The following is a 24,360-nucleotide window of genomic DNA, read 5'->3' as shown; positions in this document are numbered from 1 at the left end:
AATCGGTCCGAATCAGGTTCCCGGACGCGAGACCTCTGTCTCCTTGCTGGTGATGAATTCCAGCAGCACCGGAATTCCTTCCTGCGTCTTCTGGATGCCGCGCTTGATCGCGGGGATGATGTCTTCAGGCCTGGTCACCCGCTCGCCATAGCCGCCGAAGGCGCGCGCCATCGCGGCATAGTCGCCGGAAATATCGGTCGAGCGATATTTTTCGGTCGAGATCGGCATCACCTTGAGCTCGATCGCCATCGAAAAATTGTTCAGCAGGATCGACATGATCGGAATGCGCTCGCGCACCGCGGTCTCAAAATCCATGCCGGTGAAGCCGATCGCGGCATCGCCCCAGACGTTGATGCAGAGCTTGTCCGGCTTTGCCAGCTTTGCGCCCATGGCGAGGCCAAGGCCATAGCCGAGCTGCGTGGTCTTGCCCCAGCCGATATAGGACAGCGGCTCGACCGCCTTCCAGAACGGCGAGAGCTGATCGCGCGGTGAGCCGGCGTCATGGGTGATGATGGTGTTCTTGATGTCGACGGTGTGCTGAAGATCCCAGAGCACGCGATAGGGATTGAGCGGCGCATCGTTGTGCGTCAGCTTTGGCATCCACTTTGCCAGCCATTCCTTGTGGGAAGCTTCGATCTCGGCGGTAACCGCCGAAGCATCGCGGTCCGATGTGACGGTCTTGCCGATCTCTTCCAGCAATGCATCGAGCACGAGGGCCGCATCGCCGACCAGGCCGACTTTGGCCTCGACATCCTTGTTGAGATGGTTGGGGTCGAGCGTCGAATGGATGATGGTCTTGCCCTTGGGCATGGCGATGCCGAAGGAGGTCTCGGTGAAGGAGCAGCCGATGCCGAAGATCACGTCGGATTCGCCCAGAAATTTCGGCACCGCGCGCGGCACGGCGAGACCGCCGGAGCCGAGCGACAGCGGATGCGTCTCGGGAAATGAAGACTTTCCGCCAAGGCTGGTGGTGACGGGGATCGCCAGCCGTTCGGCAAGACGCCTGAGCTGCGGCCACGCCTTCGCATAGTGCACGCCCTGGCCGGCATAGATCACCGGGCGCCTGGCGTTGAGCAGCAGGCTTGCCGCTTCCTTCACGTGCACGGGATCGGCGCCGTAGCGGGTGCGCAGCACCGGCGTATAGTTCAGCGGCTCCGGCACTTCCTCGTTCCACATGTCGGCGGGGATTTCGACGATCACCGGCCCGCCGCGGCCGTTCTTCAGTTTTGTGAAGGCACGGCGAAAGATGTTGCAGACCTCGGCGGCGAGGATGATCGGCTCGGAGGACTTCGAGAACGCCTTCATCGCCTGGCTGGAGTTGAAGTTGGGGTCGATGTTGGAGAGCCGGCGGGCGTAACCCATCGGCAGCACCAGCACCGGCACGGATTCGCCGTAGCATTGGGCAACGCCGCCCATTGCATTTTCCGCGCCGGGGCCATGCTGCATGCAGAAGGCGCCGATCTTCTGTCCTGACGTGACGCGGGAAATTGCGTCCGCCATATGCACGCCGATGCGCTCCTGACGCACCATGATCGGGCGGATGTCGGAAGCGGCGGCATGTTCGATCAGATGATTGACCGGGTAGCCCGTGAGGATTTCGATTCCCTCGCGCTTCATGATTTCCGCGATCGCAGTGCCGAGCTTCATGGCGGTCTTTCTCCCTGTGCAGGCCGGTTGGTCCGGCCGATTTGACAGGAAGTTGGAACAGGATTTCCCGGCCCGGTAAAGCCGAGGCGGGCGCCTGCGGGTGGAATGCTGATATGCGTTTGGCCGGCGGTCGACTGCCACGGCGGCGCGGCAGACGAGGGCTGGCCCGGGAAATGATTTGCTGCCGGCGATCTGCGTCAGAGACGAAAATCACCGGCCCTGCCGGATTTGGCCAACCGGGCGTTGCGGAAACATCACATCGCCGGCCGAAAATGATGGGATCACGGGGCCTTGCCGTTACCGTGTTCATCTTTTGCGCTAGTTAAGAATCGAGACATGCATTTGCATGAATCGCGCGGCGGGAGGCTCAGATGCAGGCAGTTCGTACCCTCATGCTGGGATCGGCGGCCTTGCTGATCGTCAGCGGTGCGCAGGCGGCCGACCTTCCGGTCAAGGCCAAGCCGATCGAATATATGAGGATCTGCTCCGATTACGGCACGCAGTTCTTCTACATTCCCGGCACCGACACCTGCATGAGGATCGGCGGTTATCTGCGCGCCGACACGACCTTCAACGCGGGCGTCCACGGCCAGCCGGGCTGGAGCGGCGACTTTGGCCAGGGCAATCGCTTCCGCGATTACTTCGTGTCCCGCTCGCGCATGGCGCTCGCCTTCGATACGCGCACCAAGACCGAATACGGCGTGGTTCGCACCTACGCGCAGGCCTATTTCCAGTTCAACAATGTCGGCGGCGGCACGGCCAACCCGGCAGCGCTCGGCGTTGCTCCCGCGAGCCCGTCGAGCGGCAGTCCCGGCGGCCTCAACTCCAACCTGCTCTCGACGGCGGGCGGCGGCTATGTCGCGCTCGAGTTCATCTTCCTCCAGTTCGCCGGCTTCACCTTCGGCAAATCCGCGTCGGCCTATGCGACGCCCTGGCAGATGTTTCCCGGCAACATCTCGTCGAACCTGATCGGCGGCCACAACACCGACACCGGCGTCAACAACATCCAGTACACCGCCGAGCTTGGCAGCGGCTGGACCGTCAGCGTCGGCCTCGACGATCCGACCGTGTGGAACCGAACGGCGGTCTACAATCTGAGCATCCCCGGCGCGATCGGTGCCAACGGCACCGGCGCGAATGCCTATGCCGGCACGCATGCCCCCGACATCGTCGGCCGAATCCGGGTCGATCAGTCCTGGGGCCTGTTCCAGATTTCGGCCGCCGCGCATGAAGTCAGCGGCTCCTACAACATTCTCGGCGCGTCCGCCGCGCCGACCAATTTCTCCGAAATCAGCGGTCACCCCGAAACCAAATGGGGCGGGGCGGTGATGGCGGGGCTAAACATCAAGAACCTGCCGACCGGCCCCGGCGACGACATCAAGGTCGACGTCAGCTATACCAAAGGCGACACCAAGAACGTGATCGCGACAGGCGGCACCTCGCCGAATTTTGCGATGTTTGGCGGCAGCGGCTTTGGCTACCAGAGCGTCGGATTTGGCGCGACCACGGATGGCATCTACCTGCCGGGCCTCGGCGGCACCGGCGGGATCATCCTGACGCAGGCCTGGGGTATTCGCGGCGCCTTCAACCACAACTGGGACCCGTACTGGTCCAGCAGCGTGTTCGGCAGCTATTCGTCGGTCCGCTATGACGGCGGCACCAACGACAACATCAACGGCCTCGGAAGCACCACTGCCAAGGGAGCGTATTGCGCCGCCTTCGCCGCTTCCCACCCGGGTCAGGCCGCTTCCGGAAACACCGCCGGCAACTACACCTGCAACCCCGACTTCAACGTCTCCCAGCTTGGCTTCCTCACCCGCTGGACGCCGATCAAGAATCTGGCGTTCACGGCTGAAATCATGTGGACCCATCTCGACCAGAAGATGTCCGGCAGTTCGGTGTTCACCGCGAGCGCGCCGAAGCCGAATGCGCTTTACGAGTTCAGGGATCAGGACACAGTGCATCTACAGGTGCGGGCGCAGCGTAATTTTTGACGGTGGCAACCGGCGCGCCGCGCCTTTCGAGCACGGCGGCAGGCAGGCCGGAATGAATCGGGGCAGGGACTCACATGAAATCGCTTCGCACTTTTATCCTGGGCTCGGCGGCGGGCCTGGTCATCGCCGGCGGCGCGCAGGCGGCGGACCTTCCCGTCAAGGCCAAACCGATCGAATACATGAAGATCTGCACCGGCTACGGTGCCGGCTTCTTCTACATTCCCGGCACCGATACCTGCATCAAGTTCGGTGGTTATGTGCGAGCCGACGTGGGCTTCAACACCGGCGGCGCCCATGGCCAGCCGGCGTGGAGCGGCGATTCCGGCCAGCAGAACCGCTTTCGCGATTATTTCATCGACCGCTCGCGCATGCTGCTTTCGGTCGATACCCGTACCCAGACCGAATACGGTGTGGTCCGTACCTTCGGTTCGGCCAAATTCCAGTTCAACAGCTTCAACACCAGCAATCCGGCGGCTCTGGGCGCAGCTCCGGCCTCGCCGTCGGCCGGCAGCCCCGGCGGCCTCAACGGGTCGCTGCTCAGCACCGCAGGCGGCGGTTATGTCGCCATCTATGATCTGTTCATCCAGTTTGCGGGATTCACTTTCGGCAAGTCGGCTTCCGCCTACGCAACGCCCTGGCAGGGCAATCCGGGCGGCAACCTCTCCTCATTCCTGATTGGTGGCCATGCCAGCGATAACAGCGGGCCGAACAACATCCAGTACATGATGGAATTCGGCGACGGCGTCTCAGCCAGCATCGGCCTCGACGAGCCGACGGTGTGGGACCGCACCGCGGTCTACAATCTCGGCATCCCGGGCGCGATCGGCGCCAACGGCACCGGCGCGAGTGCCTATGCCGGCACACGTGCGCCCGACGTCGTCGGCAACATCAAGGTCGATCAGGCCTGGGGCCTGTTCCAGCTTTCGGGTGCCGCGCACGAGGTCAGCGGCTCCTATAACACCCTCGGCGCCAGCGCGGCGCCGACCAATCTCTCCGAGATCAGCGGCCATCCCGAAACCAAATGGGGCGGTGCCGTGATGGCGGCGTTGCAGATCAAGAACCTGCCGACCGGCAAAGGCGACGATATCAAGCTGGACGTGAGCTACGCCAAGGGCGCCTCGAAATACATCATCGCGACCGATTCGACCTCGCCGAACTTTGCGTTGTTCTCGGGCAGCGGCTTCGGTTACCAGAGCGTCGGTTTTGGCGCCACGGCCGATGGCCTCTACATGCCGGGCCTGGGCGGCACCAACGGAATCATCCTGACGCAGGCTTGGGGCATTCGCGGCGCATTCAATCACAACTGGGATGCGTACTGGACCACCAGCCTCTATGGCGGCTACGCACAGATCCGCTATGACGGCGGCACCAACGACAACATCAACGGTCTTGGAACGACCACCGCCAAGGGCGCTTATTGCGCCGCCTTCGCAGCCTCTCATCCGGGGCAGGCCGCGGCCGGCAATACCGTCGGCAATTACACCTGCAACCCCGACTACAACGCCTCACAGCTCGGCGTCGTGACCAAATGGTCCCCCGTCAGGAACCTGACGTTTTCGGCCGAAGTGCAGTGGTTCCATCTCGACCAGAAAATGTCCGGCAGTTCGATCTTCACCGCGACCGCGCCGAAACCGAATGCGCTGTACGAGTTCAAGGATCAGGACTCGGTGCATCTGCAATTGCGGGCGCAGCGCAACTTCTGACGGCGGCGGTTAGCGCAACTCGCGGCGCAATCCGAGCATCGCCGCGAGCAGGACGCGCAGGTAATCCTTCATCGGCGGGCCTCCCTGCGGCTGCGTCTTGGCGGAGAATTGTTGTTCGGCCTCGTCGCTGAGGAGGCCGATGTAGTTTCTCTTTGTTTCACGCTTCTGCGCGGGCATTTGCGCTCACTCCGAGGCCGCCGACCCGGGCAGCATGGAGTGGTGTCCCCAATCGAGGGTTAATTTTTCGCTCCGTATGAATACCGCCGTGAAAACAGGGGGCGGGCCGGTTTAACCAATCGTTCAGATTGTTCCTGAACCGGCCGGTAACCAGCCAAAACCTAAATTCCGCCGGCAGGCATCGGTGCGGGAGAAGCTCGCGGGCGTCGACAGGAGTTTTCAATAATGCGAAATTTGATTTCGAGATTTCTGGGCGATCAATCCGGCGCGACCGCCATTGAATATTGCATCATCGCGGCCGGCATCAGCATCGTGATCGTGGTGGCCGTCAACGGCATCGGCAGCACGCTGAATGCCAGCTTCACCTCGGTGAATAGCTCACTCAAATAGCGCGACGCGGCCGGCATGATATTGGCGGCGGATCGAACAGCGGCCGCCGGATGTCCTGACGATTAGCCGGCCTTCCGGCTGCGGGCAGCGGGCGCACGCGCCGGCTTTGCGGCCCTTCTGGGCGCTTCCTTTGGAGTTTCCTTGGCGGCGCGCTTGCCGGAGCCGCTGATCGGCAGCAGCATCTCGCGCTGGCCTTCGGCGCGCTTCTTCGGCTTCTTGCCTTTGGCAGCCTTCTGGGCCGGAGGGGCCGCCTGCTTGCCGCCGGCAAGGCTGCGCTTGAGCGCATCCATCAGGTTGATGACGTTGCCGTCGGATTTCGGCGCGGCCTTTGGTGCGATCTTGATTCCGTTGCGCTTCCTGTTGATCAGTTCGACCAGCGCGTCCTCGTAGCGGTCCTCGAATTTCTCGGGCTCGAAGTCGGCCGATTTCTGCTCAACAATGTGTTTAGCCAGATCCAGCATGTCCTTGGTGATCTTCACATCCTGGATGTCATCGAAATATTCCTTTTCGCTGCGGACCTCGTAGGGGTAGCGCAGCAGCGTTCCCATCAGGCCGTTGTCGAGCGGCTCGAGCGCAATGATGTGCTCGCGGTTGGTCAGCACCACGCGGCCGATCGCGACCTTGTCCATGCTGCGGATGGTTTCGCGGATCACCGCAAAGGCGTCGTGGCCGACCTTGCCGTCGGGCACGAGATAATAGGGGCGGATCACGTAACGGCTGTCGATGTCGCTGCGCGGCACGAATTCGTCGATCTCGATGGTGCGGGTCGATTCCAGCGCGATGTCGTCAAGCTCGTCCTTCGTCACCTCGAGATAGGTGTCGGTGTCGACCTTGTAGCCCTTCATGATGTCGTCGTTGGCGACTTCCTCGCCGGTGTCGGCATCCACCTTGAGGTATTTGATGCGGTGGCCGGTCTTGCGGTTGATCTGGTTGAACGAGACCTTCTCGGTATCCGAGGTAGCCGGATAGAGCGCGACCGGGCAGGTCACCAGTGAAAGGCGCAAAAAACCCTTCCAGTTGGCGCGGGGGGCCATGAAAAAACTCCGAAAACGCAACAGCGACCGTTAAGGATACCACGCTGGCCGCCCGTTTTGAACGCGAGGGCCCGGGGAATCTCCCAACGGCGTTAACCGTTCCACGTCGCATTGGTTCTCGGCGTTTACGACCGGAAACTTGCGACTTTCCGGGCCATTTCGGGCTGTCGATAGCCTCGGCGAGCCGGAACAATCATTCCCGATCCGGCGTTGGCCCTGCACAGCCGGTGCCGCAGTCATTGGCTGGCAATACAGGGACTTAGCGAAAGAGGTTACCATGGCGACACATCGAGACGGCCGCATCGTCGAAACGCCGACGGAAGCGCGCCAGGCCGAACCGGGCCCCTCCGTGCTCGCGTTGCTGACAGCATCGACCAGCCTCGCGGTGCTGATCCTGGGCGTGGTCTGGTTCGCATTTTTCCGCGTCTAAGGACGCGCTGGGTGGGGGCAATTTTGGCCTTTCGATTCCCCGTGCTAGGCATCGGCCTTCCGCGGTGATGAACAAAAAGTAACGTTTCGGCTTGCGTCTGTTCATGACCGGTTCACGCCGGTGAGCCCCATGATGTAGCTATCGTGACGCTCACCATCGGAGGCCAGCTTGCGTTTGCTCGTCGTTGAGGACGACCCGGATCTCAACCGTCAGCTCACCACGGCGCTGACCGATGCCGGTTATGTCGTGGACCGCGCCTTCGATGGCGAGGAGGGGCATTTTCTCGGCGACAGCGAGCCCTATGACGCCGTCGTGCTCGACATCGGCCTGCCCAAGATGGACGGCATCTCGGTGCTGGAAGCCTGGCGCCGCAACAAGCGCGTGATGCCGGTGCTGATCCTCACGGCGCGCGACCGCTGGAGCGACAAGGTGCAGGGCTTTGACGCCGGCGCCGACGACTATGTCGCAAAGCCCTTTCACCTCGAGGAAATCCTGGCGCGCATCCGCGCGCTGCTGCGCCGCTCGACCGGCCACGCCCAGGTCGAGCTGACCTGCGGGCCGGTGACGCTCAACACCCGCACCAAGCGCGTGTCGGTCAGCGGCAACCCGGTCAAGCTGACCTCGCACGAATACAATCTGCTCGAATACCTGATGCACCATGTCGGCCGCGTGGTCTCGCGCACCGAGCTGGTCGAGCATCTCTACGATCAGGACTTCGACCGCGACTCCAACACCATCGAGGTGTTCGTCGGCCGCATCCGCAAGAAGCTCGAGGTCGACATCATCCAGACCGTGCGCGGGCTCGGCTATCTGCTGACGCCGCCCACGGCCGGCACCTGAACTCAAGCGTGATCCGAAGGTTTTCCGATAAGATCATGTACGAGCTGGATATAAGGCGTTGACCTGTGTCGACGCTTGATCTTTTGTCATGGCATGACCGTGTCCGGAAACCGGCAAGCCTCCATCGGCTCGGCGCCCGAGGGCGCGCCATTCGGGATCGCGCCCTGATGCGCGGCAGCTCGCTCGCCAACCGACTGTTTCTCTCGGCGACCGCGTGGCTGGTCGTAATCCTCGCCGTCACCGGCTTCGTGCTTTCCTCGGTCTATCGCGACGCCACCGAGCGCGCCTTCGACCGCCGTCTCAACCTTTACCTGCGCACCCTGATCGCCGAAGTCGCGACCCCGGACGAGCCGGCCGACCGTCAGTTCCAGTCGCTTGGCGAGCCCCTGTTCGAGCTGCCGCTGTCCGGCTGGTACTGGCAAATCACACGGACCGACCAGGAAAAGCCGGAGACGCGCGCCTCGCGCTCGCTGTGGGACAAGAAGCTGCCGAAGCTGGAGGACGCGGGTGCCGAACTGACCGCGGCCGGCATTCGCATCGGCTATGTCGACGGTCCCGAAGGCCAGACGCTGAGAATGGTCGAGCGGCCGGTCGATCTCGGCGCCGACGGCAAATATCTCGTGAGCGTCGCGGGCGATGCCGCCGAGATTTTCGACGAGACCCGCGGCTTCGATCTCTATCTCGGCGTCACCTTCACCGGGCTCGGCATCGTGCTGCTGCTCACCACCATCTTCCAGGTGCGGTTCGGGCTTGCCCCCCTGAAGCGGATTTCGGAGGCGATCGCGGATATCCGCTCCGGCCGCGCCGAGCGGCTGGAGGGTGAATTCCCGGTCGAGATCGCGCCGCTGGCGCGCGAAACCAACGCGCTGATCGATGCCAACCGGGAAATCGTCGAGCGCGCGCGCACCCATGTCGGCAATCTCGCCCATGCCATCAAGACGCCGCTATCGGTGATCGTCAATGAGGCCTCCGCGCACCGCAGCGAGTCGATCTCGGGCAAGGTGCTGGAGCAGGCAGGCGTGATGCGCGACCAGGTCGCCCATCATCTGGAGCGCGCCCGTATCGCCGCCCGCGTCACGGTCGTCGCAACGGTCACGGAAGTGGCGCCTGCGATCGAGGCGCTGCGCCGGACCATGGAAAAAATCCATCGCGACCGCGGCATCGCGATCGAGGTCAAGGCCGACGCGCGGGCAAAATTCCGCGGCGAGCGGCAGGATCTGGAGGAGATGGTCGGCAATCTCGTCGACAACGCCTGCAAATGGGCGGCCTCGCAGGTCCTTGTCGCGGTGCTGGTGGAGCAGCCGCCCGAGCCGGGCGCAGGACACCGCTTGCTGATCGTGGTCGACGATGACGGGCGAGGCCTGTCGGAAGAGGAGCGCGCCAAGGTGGCGCGGCGCGGCCAGCGGCTCGACGAGTCGAAGCCAGGCTCGGGGCTCGGCCTTGCGATCGTGGTCGATCTCGCCGGGCTCTATGGCGGCAGCCTCAAGCTTGGCAGCGCTCCCATTGGCGGCCTCAGGGCCGAACTGGCGCTGCCGGGTGTGTAAGAGCCGTCGCAGGCCGCCGCGAAGTTTCCTAAACGAGTTCTTAACGCGGGCGCCCATATCATGCGCGGTGGACGCGTTCGCCGTCCGCCGATCACGCACGCATGCATACCGGGGCATGAGCCAGACACCGACAGAACGTCTACGCGACTATCTCGCTCAGCTTCCGCCGCAATCGCAGGCGCTGCTGATGCGCGAGTTCGAGCGCGCGATCGAACGCGGCGATGACACCGCGGTCGCGACCCTGGTGCTCGAGCAGTTGCGCAAGATCGTGCGCAACGCCGCGGACGACGATCCGGCAAGGCCCCGGACCGACGATCCGGCGCGGCTACTGTTCCGCCCGCTCGAGCCGTTTCTGGTCGATGGCAATTTTCCGATCCGGCCGGGGCAGGTCAGGCGCGCGTCGCTGTCGCCGGTCTGGCAATGGCTGAACCGCGACGGGGTGCCGGACGCGGCGCGCGAATTCGAGGCGGCGTTGTCGGCCGCCCGCGACAGCGACAGTGCGATCGAACCGGCGGTGCGCAAGCTCCAGCTCGCGGCAGCCAACGCGATCACAAAGCTCGTGACGCCGGTGCCCGGCCAGGACAATCAGCGCGCCCTTGCCCGGGTCGGTCCGCCCAATGTCGTCGAGGACCTGCCGGCGATCGGTGCGGTGCTGATGGCGCGCGAAGCGTTCGAAACCTTCAATGGCAAGCTGCCGGGCTACCTTCGGATGTTCGGCGAGCCCCAGGTGGCCTCGACCATCGCGTCATTGAACGTGCCCTCGTTGCAGACGCCGCTGCTGCTGCCGTTCGTGCTTTCGCTGATCATGCAGCGCCTGACCGCGCCCTGGCAGATCATCCGCCTTGCGCTGAAGATGGCGGCCTCCGACGACGAGATCCGCGTCGCCGCGACGCCGTACGGCGTTGCCGTCACCATCGCGCTGCACGACCTGTCGTACCTCGCAGCCTGCCTGCGCACCGATATCAGGCGGGGGCACTTCGAGAATGTGGCCGAGCAGCTCAAGTCGCTGCATGACGGCGTGCGCGGCCTGCGCACCGAGCTCGACCTGCGCCAGGATTCGACGTGGGGCAGGCAACTGGCCTCGATCCGGGCCGACATCTCCAACTCGCTGCAATCGGAAATCGACAGCGTGCCGGGCCGCGTCCGCCGCATCCTGCGTCAGCGCGCCGACAAGGACATTTCCGCCGTCTCCAAGGTCGATATGTCCGAGGTCGACGAGACCGCATCGCTGATCGATTTCGTGGCGGTGTGCCGCACCTATGCGAGCGAGCTCGCCATCAACGAGGTTACCTTACGGACCTATTCGGACCTCCAGCATTACGTCGAGCAATCCACCGAGGCGCTGGTGCAGTCGCTGCGCGGCGGCGATGCCAAGGCGCGCGCCTACCGGCAGCAGCAGGTGCAGGCCGCGATCCGCTTCTGCGAAGTGTTGTTTGGCTCCGACTATGCCTCGCTGATGAGCCGGGCGGCCGAGAATGCCGTGACCGGCGAGCGCAAGCCGGCGCGTGCCGCGCAAAAGTGATAAAATTTTAGATATGCAATTTTTGGTTGACGGGACTCGCCGCCGACCATATTGCTTTGGTCATGAAGTCGATGATCAATTTCATTGAATTTGAGAACCAGGTTATTTCGGCGACATATCGAAATCTGATGATCGGAGCCCAGGTGGTACTGGTCGACGTGGCCAGTGGCGATCAACTGCCGGATCCCGTCACCAGGATTACCTCGCCCGTGCCCAGTGGTTCGCTGCGGATCAGGCTGCCGGCTTCGGTAAAACCTGGCGCGTATTTCCTGCGTGCGCTCAATGGGCACGGCAAGGAGGCCGCTCAGAGCATTCAATTTTGCGTGGCTTGAGCGGAATTTGGTCGATTTTTGCGCCATTTTGCCATGACAAATGTCAATTGCCGGGGTCGCGGCCGGTAGTATAAAGCGGCGCGAGCGGCGCCCCTTTGTGCCGCTCCACCCGGAACCCGCTTGATGAATTTGTGGTTTGTGTTCGCGCTGATGACGGTCGCGGCGGTGTTTGCCGTGTTGTGGCCGCTTGGCCGGCGCAGCGCGCTGCAAAGCGGCGGGAGCGAGGCGTCGGTCTATCGCGATCAGCTCGCGGAGATCGACCGCGATCTCGCCGGCGGCCTGATCGGCGCCACCGAAGCGGAAGCGGCACGGGTCGAGATCGGCCGGCGCCTGCTGGCTGCCGCCGACCAGCAGCGCGATATGCCTGCCCAGCCGAGCCCTGGATTGCGCCGTGTCGCCTCCATTGTTGCGCTGGTCGGTTTGCCGCTGGCGGCGGTCGCGATTTACCTGCCGCTGGGATCGCCCGGCCTCGCTGATTTCCCGCTTGCCGCGCGCTCGCGAACCGCCGATGCGACGCAGCCGCTCGACAATCTGGTTGCCCAGGTCGAGGCGCACCTGGAGAAGAACCCGACCGATGGCCGCGGCTGGACTGTGCTGGCGCCGGTGCTCGCGCGTCTCGGCCGCTATGACGATGCGGTCAGGGCCTGGCGCAACGCGATCACCTATGGCGGCGACAGTTCCGAACGGCGCGCCGATCTCGGCGAGGCGTTGACGGCCGCCGCCGGCGGCGTCGTCACCACTGAAGCCAAGGCCGAGTTCGAACGCGCGGCGGCCATGAACGCTGACGATGCCAAGGCGAACTATTTCCTGGGGCTTGCCGCCGAGCAGGATGGCCGCACGGACGACGCTGCTTCGATCTGGAAAACGATGCTGGCAAAGGCGCCGGCCGATGCACCGTGGCGTCCGCTGGTGCAGGACGCACTGTCGCGGGTCGGGGTGACGGTCGCGCCGGCGCTCTCGAACGAGACGATGGCTGCGGCCAAGGATATGAACGAGACCGATCGCAACGCCATGATCCGCGGCATGGTGGACCGGCTTGCCACACGGCTGAAGCAGAACGGCGATGACGTCGAAGGATGGCTGCGGCTGGTGCGCGCCTATATGGTGATGGGTGAGCGGGACAAGGCTTTGGGCGCGCAGTCGGATGCGCGGCAGGCGGTCGCCAACAATGCCGAACGGTTGAAGCAATTGAACGAAGGCCTGAAGAACCTCGGGCTGGATGGATAATTACCGATGACGCGCAAGCAACGGCGTTTGACGATGATCGGCGGTTCGCTGGCCGTGCTCGCGGTGGCGGCCGCGCTGGTGCTGAATGCGATGCGCGATTCGATTGTGTTCTTTTCGACGCCGTCGATGGCGGCCGAAAAGCAGATTCCGGCGGGCAAACGCTTCCGGCTGGGCGGCCTGGTGCAGCCAGGCTCGCTGGTGCGCGGCGATAATCTGGCGGTGACGTTTGCCGTGGCTGACGGCAGCAAGACGCTGGAGGTCGCCTACAAGGGAATTCTGCCCGACCTGTTCCGCGAAGGGCAGGGCGTTGTTGCCGAGGGCGCGCTCGATGCATCCGGCGTGTTCAGGGCCGATACCGTGCTCGCAAAACACGACGAGACGTACATGCCCAAGGAAGTCGCCGATGCCCTGAAGAAGCAGGGGCACTGGAAGGACGATTACGGCGCAAAGCCTTCCGCAGCTTCCGCCAAGCCGATGCAGGGGGCGTCGAAGTGATCGCGGAGACCGGACACTACGCGCTGGTGCTGGCGCTGGCGCTGGCGCTGATCCAGTCGACGGTGCCGCTGGTCGGTGCGCGCCGCGGCGATGTCGCCTTGATGAACGTGGCGCGCTCGACCGCGCTGGCGCAGCTTCTGTTCACCGGCGCCTCGTTCGCGCTGCTGGTGGCGCTGCACGTGATCTCGGACTTTTCCGTCGTCAACGTGTTCGAGAATTCGCATTCGCTCAAGCCGCTGATCTACAAAATCACCGGCGTCTGGGGGAACCACGAAGGATCGATGCTGCTGTGGGTATCGATCCTGGCGCTGTTCGGCGGCTTGGTCGCCGCCTTCGGCAACAATCTGCCGCTGTCGCTGCGCGCCCATGTGCTGGCGGTGCAGGCCTGGGTCGCCAGCGCCTTCTATCTGTTCATCCTGTTCACGTCGAACCCGTTCCTGCGCATCGCCAATCCGCCGATCGAGGGGCGCGACCTCAATCCGGTGCTCCAGGACATTGGCCTCGCCGTGCATCCGCCGATGCTCTATCTCGGCTATGTCGGCTTCTCGATCTCGTTCTCGTTCGCGGTGGCGGCGCTGCTCGAGGGCCGCATCGATGCGGCATGGGCGCGCTGGGTGCGGCCATGGACGCTGGTGGCATGGATTTTCCTCACCCTCGGCATCGCGATGGGCTCGTACTGGGCCTATTACGAGCTCGGCTGGGGCGGCTGGTGGTTCTGGGACCCCGTGGAAAACGCCTCGCTGATGCCCTGGCTTGCCGGCACCGCGCTGCTGCATTCCGCCGTCGTGATGGAAAAGCGCAATGCGCTGAAGGTCTGGACCGTCCTGCTGTCGATCCTGACATTCTCGCTGTCGCTGCTCGGCACCTTCCTGGTGCGCTCGGGTGTCCTGACCTCGGTGCACGCGTTCGCAACCGATCCGGCGCGCGGCGTGTTCATCCTGCTCATCCTCTGCATCTTCATCGGCGGCAGCCTGTCGCTCTATGCTTGGCGGGCGTCTTCGCTGAAGCAGGGCGGGTTGTTCGCGCCGATCTCGCGCGAGGGCGCGCTGGTGCTCAATAATCTCTTCCTGACGGCGGCCTGCGCCACCGTCTTCATCGGCACGCTGTATCCGCTGGCGCTGGAGGTCCTGACCGGCGACAAGATCTCGGTCGGTGCGCCGTTCTTCAATCTGACCTTTGCCCCGCTGTTCGTGCCGCTGATGCTGGCGGTGCCGTTCGGGCCGCTGCTGGCCTGGAAGCGCGGCGATCTCTATGGCGCCGCGCAGCGTTTGACCGCGGCCGGCATCGCTGCGCTGGTCGCGATTGCGGTGCTGTGGGCATGGACGCGCGGCGGCGCCACGCTGGCCCCGCTGGCGATTGGCCTTGCGGTATTCGTGATTGCGGGCGCGCTCACCGATCTCGCCGAACGCACCGGACTGTTCCGCCTTCCGCTGGCGGTGTCGTTCCGCCGTGCGCAGGGATTGCCGCGCTCGGCCTGGGGCAGCGCGTTTGCCCATGCCGGCGTCGGCGTCGCGCTGATCGGCGTCGTCTGCGAGACCACCTGGAACAGCGAGTACATCGCGACCATGAAGCCCGATCAGGTCGCAAAGGTCGCGGGTTACGAATTGAAGCTCGACGGCATTTCGCAGCGGCAAGGCCCGAATTTCCGCGAGATGATCGCGCAGTTTTCCGTCAGCCGCGACGGCAGGCCGTTGCAGGTCATGACCCCGTCCAAGCGCAGCTTTACGACGCGCGGCATGTCGACCACGGAAGCGGCGCTGCTGACGCGCGGGGTGAGCCAGCTCTACATCTCGCTCGGCGAGGCGAGCGCCGACGGCGGCATCGCCGTGCGCATCTATCACAAGCCGCTGGTGCTCCTGATCTGGTTCGGCCCGGTGCTGATGGCGTTCGGCGGCCTGCTGTCGCTGTCGGACCGGCGCTTGCGCGTCGGCGCGCCGAAGCCGGCAAAAGCCGCCCGTGCGTTGCAGGCGGCGGAATAACTCTTTGCTCATCCTGAGCAGCCGCGTAGCGGCGTCTCGAAGGATGAGTATCTGGCCATCCTTCGAGACGCATCCTTCGGATGCTCCTCAGGATGAGGGATGAATATGCGGAAGCTGATTGCGATTTTGGTTGTGGTGGCATGCGCGGCGTTTGCGGGCGCATCGGCCTATGCCGTGCAGCCGGACGAGATCATGGCCGATCCGGCGAAGGAAGCCCGCGCGCGCGAGCTGTCGCGCGAGCTGCGCTGCATGGTGTGCCAGAACCAGTCGATCGACGATTCCGATGCGCCGCTGGCGCGCGACCTGCGGCTGTTGGTGCGCGAGCGGATCGCGGCCGGCGACAGCGACAATCAGGTCATCGACTTCCTGGTGGCGCGCTATGGCGAGTTCGTGCTGTTGAAACCGCGCTTCAGCCCGCACACGCTGCTGCTGTGGCTGCTGCCGCCGCTGATCCTGATCGGGGGAGGGGCGGCGCTGTGGGCCTACAGCCGACGCCGAATCGCGGCGGCAGGGGTTGGCGATGCCGGCTTGCAGCTTACCGATAACGAAAAAGCACGATTGGAACGGCTGCTGGAATCCGACCCGTCGGTCGCACCGAAGGATCCGCACGGCTAAGTGTTTGAACCGGCTGCGCTAAACTGCCGCATCCGGATTGCGATTCATTACAAAAGTTTAACTCCGTCGCCAGCGCGCTGTAAGGCGACAAACCCCATGTTCTGCATTGTCTGGTGCAGCCCCCGCACCCCGAGTTCTGCTCTCATTCTGGCTCTCTTGGAGATTTGCTCAATGACCGAACGCCCCGACCTCTCGTCCCTTCCGTCCTATGGCTCCGGCACCCCGAAGCGCTCGCTGTTTTCGGCGCGCAAGTTCGCACTGATGGCTTCCGTCGTCGCCGGACTGGGCGCGGCAGTCTATGGTTTCGCGCCGCAAGGCCCGGTCGATGTCTTCTCCAGCGCGGCACACGCGCAGGTCAACAATGAAGTCCGCAAGGTCGCGCAGCCGGTCGGCTTTGCCGACATCGTCGAGCGCGTAAAGCCTTCTGTGATTTCGGTGAAGGTCAATATCGGCGACAAGCTCGCCAAGGACGACAGCGCCAACAAGGACGACGATTCGCCGTTCCAGCCGGGCTCGCCGATGGAGCGCTTCTTCCGTCGCTTCGGCGGCCCCGATGGCATGCCGGGCTTCAAGGGTCCGCGCGGCGGCCGCGGTCCGGTGACGGGCCAGGGTTCCGGCTTCTTCATTTCGCCGGACGGCTTTGCCGTGACCAACAACCATGTGGTCGATGGCGCCGACAAGGTCGAGGTGACGACCGACGACGGCAAGACCTACTCCGCGAAGGTGATCGGAACCGATCCGCGCACCGATCTGGCGCTGATCAAGGTCTCTGGCCGCACCGACTTCCCGTTCGCGAAACTTTCCGACGCCAAGCCGCGTATCGGTGATTGGGTGCTCGCGGTCGGCAATCCGTTCGGCCTCGGTGGAACCGTGACCGCCGGTATCGTCTCGGCCTCCGGCCGCGACATCGGCAACGGCCCGTATGACGATTTCATCCAGATCGACGCGCCCGTGAACAAGGGTAACTCCGGCGGTCCGGCGTTCGACGTGTCGGGTGAGGTGATGGGTGTCAACACCGCGATCTATTCGCCGTCCGGCGGCAGCGTCGGCATCGCGTTCTCGATCCCCGCTTCGACGGTGAAGAGCGTGATCGCCCAGCTCAAGGACAAGGGCACGGTCAGCCGCGGCTGGATCGGCGTCCAGATTCAGCCGGTGACCGCTGACATCGCCGACAGCCTCGGCATGAAGAAGGCGGAAGGCGCGCTGGTTGCGGAACCGCAGGCCAACGGCCCGGCAGCCAAGGCCGGCATCCAGTCCGGCGACGTCATCACCGGCGTCAACGGCGAGCCCGTGAAGGATGCGCGCGAACTCGCCCGCACCATCGGCGGTCTCGCGCCGGGTAATGCGGTGAAGCTGAACGTGCTGCAAAAGGGCCAGGAGAAGGTCCTCAACCTGACGCTCGGCCAGTTGCCGAACACGGTTGAGGCGAAGGCCTCGACCGACGACGACAAAGGCGGCCCCACCAAGAAGGGTGTCGACGTGCCGAAGCTCGGCATGACGGTTGCCCCCGCCAACAGCGTGGCCGGCGCCGGCAAGGAAGGCGTCGTCGTGACCGACGTCGACCCGAAGAGCGCGGCTGCGGAACGCGGCTTCAAGGAAGGCGACGTGATTCTCGAAGTCGGCGGCAAAAGCGTCACCACCGCCGGCGAAGTGCGCGAGGCGATCGACGCGGCGCGCACCGACAACAAGAACAGCGTGCTGATGCGCGTGAAGAGCGGCGGTTCGTCGCGGTTCGTGGCGGTGCCGATTGCCAAGGGTTAACTGAGGAGTCCGCATGATCCGGAAAAGTGGAAACCGGTTTTCCATGCGACAAACGCGAAGCGTTTGCGCCGGGATCATGCCCACGAGAGATGAGGTCGTGATCCGATTGGATCGGATCAGGACCGAAGGGATGGAAGGTGTCGCCGGCATCAGTCGCCCCCGCCGACGGCGCTTTCCGGGGGGCGGGTCCAAAGCTCGCTCCCTTAGCCTTCCTTCCGGTGGAAAACGCCCCCCTCCGTCGGAAGGGTCTAAGGGCGGTGAAGTCCCCCAGCTTCACCGCCCGCTTTTTTCACTTAATCGAGAGGGTGGCAGCCTGCCTTGCACGAAAGTGACAGTCGCGCCATGGTGACCGAAAATCTCAATCCCGTTACCGCCACCACCAACCACCCCAACATGCGCCTTCTGATTATCGAAGACGACCGCGAATCCGCCGACTACCTCGTGAAGGCGTTTCGCGAGGTCGGCCATGTCGCTGATCTGGCCGGCGACGGCGAGGAGGGCCTCGCGCTCGCCGACAGCGGCGACTACGACGTGCTGGTGATCGACCGCATGCTGCCCAAGCGCGACGGGTTGTCCGTCATCGGCACGCTGCGTGAAAAGGGCAATCGTACGCCCGCGCTGATCCTCTCCGCGCTCGGCCAGGTCGACGACCGCATCAAGGGCCTGCGCGCCGGCGGCGACGACTACCTGCCAAAGCCCTATTCGTTCGCCGAGCTGCTGGCCCGCGTCGAGGTGCTGTCGCGCCGCCACGGAGGACCTGCGGAAGAGACCGTCTACCGCGTCGGCGACCTCGAGCTCGACCGGCTGTCGCACCGCGTCGTCCGCGGCAAGGAAGAGCTGACGCTACAGCCGCGCGAATTCCGTCTGCTCGAATATCTGATGAAGCATGCCGGCCAGGTGGTGACGCGCACGATGCTGCTGGAAAACGTCTGGGATTATCATTTCGATCCGCAGACCAACGTGATCGACGTGCATATCTCGCGGCTGCGCTCCAAGATCGACAAGGGATTCGACCGTCCGCTGCTGCACACGATCCGCGGCGCGGGCTACATGATCCGCGACGGCATCCGGTAAGCTGTGACAGCGTTCGGCAAACTGATCCGCACCACGGCGTTTCGCCTGACGCTGGTCTATCTGTTTCTGTTTTCGCTGTTTGCCGCCTCGCTGCTCGGCTATTTCGCCTGGAATACGCGGCGGCTGATCACCGAACAGATCACCTCCACGGTTAATGCCGAAGCCTCGGAGATCAACGAGATCTATCTGCGGCGCGGCCTGAGCGGGCTTACCTGGACGATCGGTCGCCGCGCGCTGCGGCCGGGCGCCAATCTATATCTTCTCACCGCACCGAACGGCGTGGCGTTCGGCGGCAACGTCGGTTCGCTTGCGCCGGGTGTGATGGGGACGACCGGCTGGTCGGAGACCGCCTACCGGCGGCTCGACGAGGGCGACAACGCCGAGCACCGCGCGCTGGTGAAGGTTTCGGAACTCTCCAACGGCTTTCGTCTCTTGATCGGACGCGACCTCGACGAGCGGCGGCGGCTGTTCGGCATCGTCGCCAAGGCCGCGCAATGGTCCTTCCTGGTCGTGATCGTGCTCGGCATCGGCGGCGGCATCTTTGTCTCGCGCCGCGTGCTGCGCCGGATCGACGCCATGACCGGCACGACCCAGCGCATCATGGCGGGTGACCTGTCGGGCCGATTGCCGGTCGGGCGCAGCGGTGACGAGCTCGACCGCCTCGCGGAAAACCTCAACGCCATGCTGGAGCGCATTGAAGCGCTGATGAACGGCCTGAAAGAGGTGTCCGACAACATCGCCCACGACCTCAAGACGCCGCTGACGCGGCTGCGCAACCGCGCGGAGGAGGCATTGGCGCGCGCCGGGAGCGAGGGCGATTACCGCGCCGCGCTGGAACGGACGATCGAGGAGTCCGACGGGCTAATCCGCACCTTCAACGCGCTGCTCATGATCGCGCGCGCGGAGTCCGGGCAGGCGCGCGGCAATATGGACGATTTCGACGCCGCCGACGTCGCGAATGGCATCTACGAGCTCTATGAGCCGCTTGCCGAAGACGACGGCATGACCTTGAGGGTCAAGACCGCGCCAGCGCCGCTGCACGGCAACCGCGAATTGATCAGCCAGGCGCTCGCCAACCTGGTGGAGAACGCCATCAAGTACGGCAAGCCCAATCCGGTCGTGCAGCCGCTCGACGCGGACGCCGCCGGCGCTGCCAGGGAAATCCTGATCGAGGCGCGGCGCGAGGGCGACACCGTGCTGCTCAGCGTCACCGATCGCGGCCCGGGCATCCCCGAGAGCGACCGCAAGCATGCGGTCGAGCGCTTTGTGCGGCTGGAAGCGAGCCGGACATTGCCCGGTTCCGGGCTTGGGCTCAGTCTCGCGTCGGCCGTTGCGACCCTGCATAGCGGCGAGCTGCGGCTCGGCGATGCGCATCCGGGACTGGTTGCGACGCTGGCGATCCCGGCGCGGGCCGGTTCCAGCGACAGGCTTGCGGCTCAAACACAGGATGTGCCACAGAAGGCGGCATGATCTCATCCGCGCCGGGCAACGCGGACAGGAGTCTGGCCGCGCGCTTCGTGGACGGACCGTACGTCCCTACGCCCGACAACGCCGAACAACGCCTGAAGGACTGGCTCGCTGACATCGAGCCCGCGCAGTCGGCTGCGATCAGCGAGCTGATCGGTCAATCCCGAGCCAAAGACATCCTGCTCGGCATCGCTGAATTTTCTCCCTACCTGTTCGACCTCGCCCGTGCCGACGCGGCACGCCTGATCCGGCTGCTCGCATGCGATCCGGAGCCGCATCTCCAAGGGCTGATCGAAAAAGCCTCCATGGAGGTGATGGCGGCCTCCAGCGAAGCCGACGTGATGATCCTGCTCCGCCGCCTGAAGGCCGAGGCTGCGCTGCTGATCGCGCTGTGCGACATCGGCGGCGTCTGGCCGGTGATGCGGGTGACGGCGGCGCTCACCGACCTGGCCGGCGCCTCGGTGCAGATGGCGCTGCGCTTCATGTTGCGACAGGAGAGTTCGCGCGGGCGGATGCATGCGCCGAATCCGGACCGGCCGGAGGAGGGCAGCGGCCTGATCGTGCTGGCCATGGGCAAGATGGGCGCGGGTGAGCTCAACTATTCCAGCGACATCGACCTGATCGTGTTCTTCGACCGCAATGCGACGTCGCTGGCGTCGGATATCGAGCCGCAACCGTTCTTCGTGCGGGTCACGCAGGGCATCGCACGGCTGCTACAGCAGCGCTCCGGCGAGGGCTATGTGTTCCGCGTCGATTTGCGCCTGCGTCCTGATCCGGCATCCACGCAGGTAGCGATCTCGACCGAAGCTGCGCTGCATTACTACGAGCGGGAAGGGCGGACCTGGGAACGCGCGGCCATGATCAAGGCGCGGCCTTGCGCGGGCGATCTGAAGGCGGGCGAAGCCGTCATCGCGGAGATCGCGCCGTTCGTCTGGCGCAGGCACCTCGATTTTGCCGCGCTCGCCGACGTTCATGACATGAAGCGGCAGATGCAGACCTATCGCGGCCAGAGCGAAATCTCCGTCGAGGGCCATAACGTCAAGGTCGGCCGCGGCGGCATCCGCGAGATCGAGTTCTTCGCCCAGACCCAGCAACTGATCGCGGGCGGCCGCCACCCCGAATTGCGGGTGCGCCCGACATTGCAGGCGCTGAACGTGCTCGCCGGCAGTAACTGGATCACCTATCAGGCCTGCGATGAACTGACCGCGGCCTATGAATTTCTGCGCCGGGTCGAGCACCGCTTGCAGATGATCGCGGACGAGCAGACCCATTCGTTGCCCGAGGACATTGCCGCCGTCGAGCGCTTTGCCCACTTCTTCGGCTATGAAAGCCGCGACGCCTTTGCCAAAGAGCTGATCGGCCATCTCAACATCGTGCAGGGGCACTATGGCCGGCTGTTCGAGGGCGATCCGACCGGCACGGCAAAACTGCCTGAGGTGGATTACGGCGCCGGCCCGGACGACCAGCGCCTGCTCAAGCACCTTGCGTCGCTCGGCTTCAAGAAGCCGGTCGTGGTCGCCGCCACGGTGAAGCAATGGCTGACTGAAGACTATCGCGCGCTGCGCGTTGAAGCCACGCGCAACGCCTTTGTCGAGTTCGTGCCCGGGCTGATCGACGGCCTGGCACATGCCGAGGAGCCGGACGATGCAGTCGCCGCATTCGACCGTTTCCTGCAAGCGCTGCAGCGTGGCGGGCGGCTGATCTCGCTGCTCAGCCAGAACCGCGATCTCGTCGCCCTGGTGGCGCTGATCCTGGGCGCGGCGCCCCGGCTCGGCGACATGCTGGCGCGGAAGCCGCAGATCATGGACGGGCTGATCGACCCGCGCTTTTTCGGCGCGATGCCCGATCAGAAGGAACTGTCCGAGCGCCTCGCAACGACGCTGAAGGATGCCGATTCCTACGAGGATTTTCTCGACCGGCTACGGCTGTTCGGGCAGGAAAGCCTGTTCCTGATCGGCACGCGGATCCTCTCCGGCACGGTTACGGCGCAGCAGGCCAGCATCGCCTTTGCCGACGTCGCCGAGGGCATCGTGCACACCGTGCACGGCCTCGTCACCGATCAGTTCGCCGCGCAGTATGGCCGGATCAGGGATCAGGAGACTGCGATCGTCGCGATGGGCCGGCTCGGCAGCCGCGAGATGACGGCCTCCTCCGATCTCGATTTGATCCTGCTCTACGACTACGACCATGAGCAACCGGATTCCGACGGCGCAAAATCGCTGCACGGCGCGCAATATTTCGCGCGTTTCACCCAGCGCCTGATCAGCGCCTTCACGACGCGGACCAATTACGGCGTGTTGTACGAGATCGACATGCGCCTGCGGCCCTCCGGCCGCGCCGGTCCGCTGGCTTCGCGGCTCGATTCATTTGCCGACTATCAGGAGCGGGAAGCCTGGACCTGGGAGCACATGGCGCTGACCCGGGCGCGCGTCATTTCCTCATCGCCTGACTTCCGCAAGCAAATCGAGGGCGTCATCCGCACGGTGCTGATGCGGCCGCGCGATGCCGCAGCTACCGCGGTCGACGTTGCCGACATGCGCTGCGCGATCGCCGAGGAGAAGGGCGAGGACGACATCTGGGATTTGAAGAACGCCGCTGGCGGCATCACTGACATCGATTTCATCGCGCAATATCTCCAGCTCGTGCACGCCGCGCAGAAGCCCGACATCCTCAATGTCTCGACGCTTGCTGTGCTCGACAACGCCGCAAAGCTCGGCGTGCTGCCGCAATCGGAAGCCGAGATCCTGCGCTCCGCGACGCGGCTCTATCACGACCTGACGCAAATCCTGCGGCTGTGCGTCACCGGGAAGTTCAATCCGGAAACCGCAGGCGAAGACTTGCGCCGCGTGATGGCCCGCGCCGGCGACACCCCGGACTTTTCCGCGCTGGAGGCACGGGTGCGGGAGACGCAGAGCGAGGTGCGGCGGGTGTTTCGCGCGCTGGTGGGGTGAGAGTTCGGGCGGCGAGCTCAGTGGCCTCGTGGTTCGAGACGCGCGGCGTTGCCGCGCTCCTCACCATGAGGGTCTAAGACCTCATCCTGAGGAGCGGCCGCTTGGCCGCGTCTCGAAGGATGAAGCCACCGAACCGGCTACGCCTTCTTCAACGTCGTGAGCGCCTCGAGCACATTGGGATCGAGCCCGGCGCCGCCGGTGTCGAGATGGGCAAAAATCTGCTTGCGCATCCGGGGGTCCCAGAACTTTTTGATATGCTCGGCAATCCCCGGCACGGCCTTGTCGTGACCCTGGCTCTGGAAGAATTTTCCGATCTGGTTGGCCATGTAGACCAGTTTTTCAGGCGACGACGACATGGGCGGCTTCCTGTAGCTCCGTTTGGGCGGCAATCCGCTCCGGATGCGTGAACACTTCAAACCCGTCCGAGCGCGCGATGGCGCAAAGCGTGATGCCGGCGGCATCCGCCATCCGCACCGCGAGCGCGGTCGGCGCCGAGACCGCCACCATCAAGGGCGCGCCGATCGCGGCGGTTTTTTGCACCATCTCGACCGAGACGCGGCTGGTCAGCAGCACCATACCGTCGGCGGTCAAAACCTTGTCCCGCGCCAGCGCGCCGGCAAGCTTGTCGAGCGCGTTGTGGCGGCCGACATCCTCCCGTAGCGCGACGATGCCGCGCCCCCGCGTCCAGAACGCGGCGGCATGCACCGCGCGGGTCTGATGGTTGATTTCCTGCAGCGGCGCCACCGCCGCCATCGCCGTCATGATCTCGCGCGGCGAGAAGGCGCGTCCCCTTGGCACGATCGCCGCCGGTCGGACCGCCGCTGCAATCGACTCGACGCCGCAGATGCCGCAGCCGGTGGGGCCGGCGATGTGCCGCCGCCGTTCGCTGATCGTCCTGGCCTTGCCCGGCGCCAGCCACATCCGCAGCTCAATGCCGTCATCGAGCTCGACGATGTCGAGCGTCTCGATCTCGTCCGCCGACTGCACGATGCCTTCGCTCAGGGAGAAACCGATGGCGAAATCGCCGAGGTCTTCCGGCGTCCCCATCATCACGGCATAGGTGCCGCCATTGTAGGTGAGCGCCAGCGCCGTTTCCTCGGGGATCAGGCGTGCGCCACGGCTCAAATGGCCGTCGCGCCAGAGCTGCCGCTCAGCCTTGAATACGGGATCGCGCATCG

At 64.6% G+C, this 24,360-nt stretch carries 21 protein-coding genes; 16 read left to right on the top strand and 5 right to left on the bottom strand.

The features are described from left to right. Window positions 1-12: 12 nt before the first annotated feature. Window positions 13-1,647, bottom strand: coding sequence for a thiamine pyrophosphate-requiring protein (locus tag JQ628_RS10870; RefSeq protein ID WP_212222536.1), 1,635 nt, complete (start codon window positions 1,645-1,647; stop codon window positions 13-15). Between the two features lie 371 nt (window positions 1,648-2,018). Here JQ628_RS10870 and JQ628_RS10865 point away from each other — a divergent pair, with 371 nt between their 5' ends. Both JQ628_RS10865 and JQ628_RS10860 read left to right on the top strand, forming a co-directional pair. After that, on the top strand, window positions 2,019-3,641 hold the full coding sequence (locus JQ628_RS10865) for a porin (protein ID WP_212222535.1): 1,623 nt from the start codon (window positions 2,019-2,021) through the stop codon (window positions 3,639-3,641). A gap of 74 nt (window positions 3,642-3,715) precedes the next feature. Beyond that, on the top strand, window positions 3,716-5,344 hold the full coding sequence (locus JQ628_RS10860; protein ID WP_212222534.1) for a porin: 1,629 nt from the start codon (window positions 3,716-3,718) through the stop codon (window positions 5,342-5,344). 9 nt (window positions 5,345-5,353) lie between these two features. On the opposite strand, the gene JQ628_RS10855 is transcribed toward JQ628_RS10860, so the two are convergent. After that, the gene (locus JQ628_RS10855) at window positions 5,354-5,521 is read right to left on the bottom strand and encodes a hypothetical protein (RefSeq protein WP_212222533.1); all 168 of its coding nucleotides are present in this window, start codon (window positions 5,519-5,521) and stop codon (window positions 5,354-5,356) included. A 225-nt stretch (window positions 5,522-5,746) separates the two neighbouring features. Between JQ628_RS10855 and JQ628_RS10850 the strand changes: the two genes are divergently transcribed. After that, the gene (locus tag JQ628_RS10850) at window positions 5,747-5,911 is read left to right on the top strand and encodes a Flp family type IVb pilin (protein ID WP_212222532.1); all 165 of its coding nucleotides are present in this window, start codon (window positions 5,747-5,749) and stop codon (window positions 5,909-5,911) included. Between the two features lie 62 nt (window positions 5,912-5,973). On the opposite strand, the gene JQ628_RS10845 is transcribed toward JQ628_RS10850, so the two are convergent. Continuing rightward, complete coding sequence (locus tag JQ628_RS10845; RefSeq protein ID WP_212222531.1) at window positions 5,974-6,945, bottom strand: Ku protein; 972 nt, start codon at window positions 6,943-6,945, stop codon at window positions 5,974-5,976. A 277-nt stretch (window positions 6,946-7,222) separates the two neighbouring features. On the opposite strand from JQ628_RS10845, the gene JQ628_RS10840 reads away from it, so the two are divergent. The 13 genes from JQ628_RS10840 to JQ628_RS10780 all read left to right on the top strand — a co-directional run bounded on the left by JQ628_RS10840 (window position 7,223) and on the right by JQ628_RS10780 (window position 23,182). Then, window positions 7,223-7,375, top strand: coding sequence for a hypothetical protein (locus JQ628_RS10840; protein ID WP_212222530.1), 153 nt, complete (start codon window positions 7,223-7,225; stop codon window positions 7,373-7,375). Between the two features lie 168 nt (window positions 7,376-7,543). Then, on the top strand, window positions 7,544-8,215 hold the full coding sequence (locus JQ628_RS10835) for a response regulator transcription factor (protein ID WP_212222529.1): 672 nt from the start codon (window positions 7,544-7,546) through the stop codon (window positions 8,213-8,215). Between the two features lie 167 nt (window positions 8,216-8,382). Then, window positions 8,383-9,759: a sensor histidine kinase gene (locus tag JQ628_RS10830; protein WP_212222528.1), complete on the top strand. Its 1,377-nt coding sequence runs from the start codon at window positions 8,383-8,385 to the stop codon at window positions 9,757-9,759. A gap of 115 nt (window positions 9,760-9,874) precedes the next feature. Next, on the top strand, window positions 9,875-11,281 hold the full coding sequence (locus JQ628_RS10825) for a hypothetical protein (protein ID WP_212222527.1): 1,407 nt from the start codon (window positions 9,875-9,877) through the stop codon (window positions 11,279-11,281). Between the two features lie 26 nt (window positions 11,282-11,307). Next, window positions 11,308-11,613 (top strand): hypothetical protein, encoded by a 306-nt coding sequence (locus JQ628_RS10820; protein WP_433996123.1) that lies wholly within the window; start codon window positions 11,308-11,310, stop codon window positions 11,611-11,613. 123 nt (window positions 11,614-11,736) lie between these two features. Beyond that, on the top strand, window positions 11,737-12,840 hold the full coding sequence (gene ccmI, locus JQ628_RS10815; RefSeq protein WP_212222526.1) for a c-type cytochrome biogenesis protein CcmI: 1,104 nt from the start codon (window positions 11,737-11,739) through the stop codon (window positions 12,838-12,840). 6 nt (window positions 12,841-12,846) lie between these two features. Continuing rightward, complete coding sequence (gene ccmE / locus JQ628_RS10810; protein ID WP_212222525.1) at window positions 12,847-13,335, top strand: cytochrome c maturation protein CcmE; 489 nt, start codon at window positions 12,847-12,849, stop codon at window positions 13,333-13,335. Further along, a complete protein-coding gene (locus JQ628_RS10805) occupies window positions 13,332-15,314 on the top strand; it encodes a heme lyase CcmF/NrfE family subunit (RefSeq protein ID WP_212222524.1) in 1,983 nt (660 codons plus the stop codon). The genes ccmE and JQ628_RS10805 overlap by 4 nt, the downstream gene beginning before the upstream one ends. Window positions 15,315-15,419: 105 nt before the next feature. Further along, window positions 15,420-15,929 carry a cytochrome c-type biogenesis protein gene (locus JQ628_RS10800; protein ID WP_212222741.1) on the top strand — a complete coding sequence of 170 codons (510 nt, stop codon included), beginning with the start codon at window positions 15,420-15,422 and terminating at the stop codon, window positions 15,927-15,929. Window positions 15,930-16,100: 171 nt separating this feature from the next. After that, a complete protein-coding gene (locus JQ628_RS10795) occupies window positions 16,101-17,690 on the top strand; it encodes a Do family serine endopeptidase (protein WP_212222523.1) in 1,590 nt (529 codons plus the stop codon). A 393-nt stretch (window positions 17,691-18,083) separates the two neighbouring features. Continuing rightward, a complete protein-coding gene (locus JQ628_RS10790) occupies window positions 18,084-18,764 on the top strand; it encodes a response regulator transcription factor (RefSeq protein ID WP_212222740.1) in 681 nt (226 codons plus the stop codon). A 3-nt stretch (window positions 18,765-18,767) separates the two neighbouring features. Beyond that, window positions 18,768-20,234, top strand: a complete 1,467-nt coding sequence (locus JQ628_RS10785; RefSeq protein ID WP_212222522.1) for a sensor histidine kinase — start codon at window positions 18,768-18,770, stop codon at window positions 20,232-20,234. Next, window positions 20,231-23,182, top strand: coding sequence for a bifunctional [glutamine synthetase] adenylyltransferase/[glutamine synthetase]-adenylyl-L-tyrosine phosphorylase (locus JQ628_RS10780; RefSeq protein ID WP_212222521.1), 2,952 nt, complete (start codon window positions 20,231-20,233; stop codon window positions 23,180-23,182). The genes JQ628_RS10785 and JQ628_RS10780 overlap by 4 nt, the downstream gene beginning before the upstream one ends. A 137-nt stretch (window positions 23,183-23,319) precedes the next feature. On the opposite strand, the gene JQ628_RS10775 is transcribed toward JQ628_RS10780, so the two are convergent. Together JQ628_RS10775 and fdhD are read right to left on the bottom strand one after the other, a co-directional pair. Beyond that, on the bottom strand, window positions 23,320-23,538 hold the full coding sequence (locus JQ628_RS10775; protein WP_212222520.1) for a formate dehydrogenase subunit delta: 219 nt from the start codon (window positions 23,536-23,538) through the stop codon (window positions 23,320-23,322). Then, window positions 23,522-24,358: a formate dehydrogenase accessory sulfurtransferase FdhD gene (fdhD, locus tag JQ628_RS10770; RefSeq protein ID WP_212222519.1), complete on the bottom strand. Its 837-nt coding sequence runs from the start codon at window positions 24,356-24,358 to the stop codon at window positions 23,522-23,524. The genes JQ628_RS10775 and fdhD overlap by 17 nt, the downstream gene beginning before the upstream one ends. Window positions 24,359-24,360 lie beyond the last annotated feature (2 nt).

Origin of the sequence: Bradyrhizobium lablabi (assembly GCF_018129385.1) — a bacterium.
GTDB lineage: Bacteria > Pseudomonadota > Alphaproteobacteria > Rhizobiales > Xanthobacteraceae > Bradyrhizobium > Bradyrhizobium lablabi_C.
This window is presented reverse-complemented; position numbering and strand designations above follow the sequence as displayed.

Excerpts from the sequence above, each read along its gene's own strand:
- JQ628_RS10870 (WP_212222536.1), bottom strand. The coding sequence starts at position 1,647 with ATGAAGCTCGGCACTGCGATCGCGGAAATCATGAAGCGCGAGGGAATC.
- JQ628_RS10840 (WP_212222530.1), top strand. The coding sequence starts at position 7,223 with ATGGCGACACATCGAGACGGCCGCATCGTCGAAACGCCGACGGAAGCG.
- JQ628_RS10865 (WP_212222535.1), top strand. The coding sequence starts at position 2,019 with ATGCAGGCAGTTCGTACCCTCATGCTGGGATCGGCGGCCTTGCTGATC.
- JQ628_RS10775 (WP_212222520.1), bottom strand. The coding sequence starts at position 23,538 with ATGTCGTCGTCGCCTGAAAAACTGGTCTACATGGCCAACCAGATCGGA.
- ccmE (WP_212222525.1), top strand. The coding sequence starts at position 12,847 with ATGACGCGCAAGCAACGGCGTTTGACGATGATCGGCGGTTCGCTGGCC.
- JQ628_RS10855 (WP_212222533.1), bottom strand. The coding sequence starts at position 5,521 with ATGCCCGCGCAGAAGCGTGAAACAAAGAGAAACTACATCGGCCTCCTC.
- JQ628_RS10825 (WP_212222527.1), top strand. The coding sequence starts at position 9,875 with ATGAGCCAGACACCGACAGAACGTCTACGCGACTATCTCGCTCAGCTT.
- JQ628_RS10790 (WP_212222740.1), top strand. The coding sequence starts at position 18,084 with ATGCGCCTTCTGATTATCGAAGACGACCGCGAATCCGCCGACTACCTC.
- JQ628_RS10860 (WP_212222534.1), top strand. The coding sequence starts at position 3,716 with ATGAAATCGCTTCGCACTTTTATCCTGGGCTCGGCGGCGGGCCTGGTC.
- JQ628_RS10795 (WP_212222523.1), top strand. The coding sequence starts at position 16,101 with ATGACCGAACGCCCCGACCTCTCGTCCCTTCCGTCCTATGGCTCCGGC.
- JQ628_RS10830 (WP_212222528.1), top strand. The coding sequence starts at position 8,383 with ATGCGCGGCAGCTCGCTCGCCAACCGACTGTTTCTCTCGGCGACCGCG.
- ccmI (WP_212222526.1), top strand. The coding sequence starts at position 11,737 with ATGAATTTGTGGTTTGTGTTCGCGCTGATGACGGTCGCGGCGGTGTTT.
- fdhD (WP_212222519.1), bottom strand. The coding sequence starts at position 24,358 with ATGCGCGATCCCGTATTCAAGGCTGAGCGGCAGCTCTGGCGCGACGGC.
- JQ628_RS10800 (WP_212222741.1), top strand. The coding sequence starts at position 15,420 with ATGCGGAAGCTGATTGCGATTTTGGTTGTGGTGGCATGCGCGGCGTTT.
- JQ628_RS10845 (WP_212222531.1), bottom strand. The coding sequence starts at position 6,945 with ATGGCCCCCCGCGCCAACTGGAAGGGTTTTTTGCGCCTTTCACTGGTG.
- JQ628_RS10850 (WP_212222532.1), top strand. The coding sequence starts at position 5,747 with ATGCGAAATTTGATTTCGAGATTTCTGGGCGATCAATCCGGCGCGACC.
- JQ628_RS10780 (WP_212222521.1), top strand. The coding sequence starts at position 20,231 with ATGATCTCATCCGCGCCGGGCAACGCGGACAGGAGTCTGGCCGCGCGC.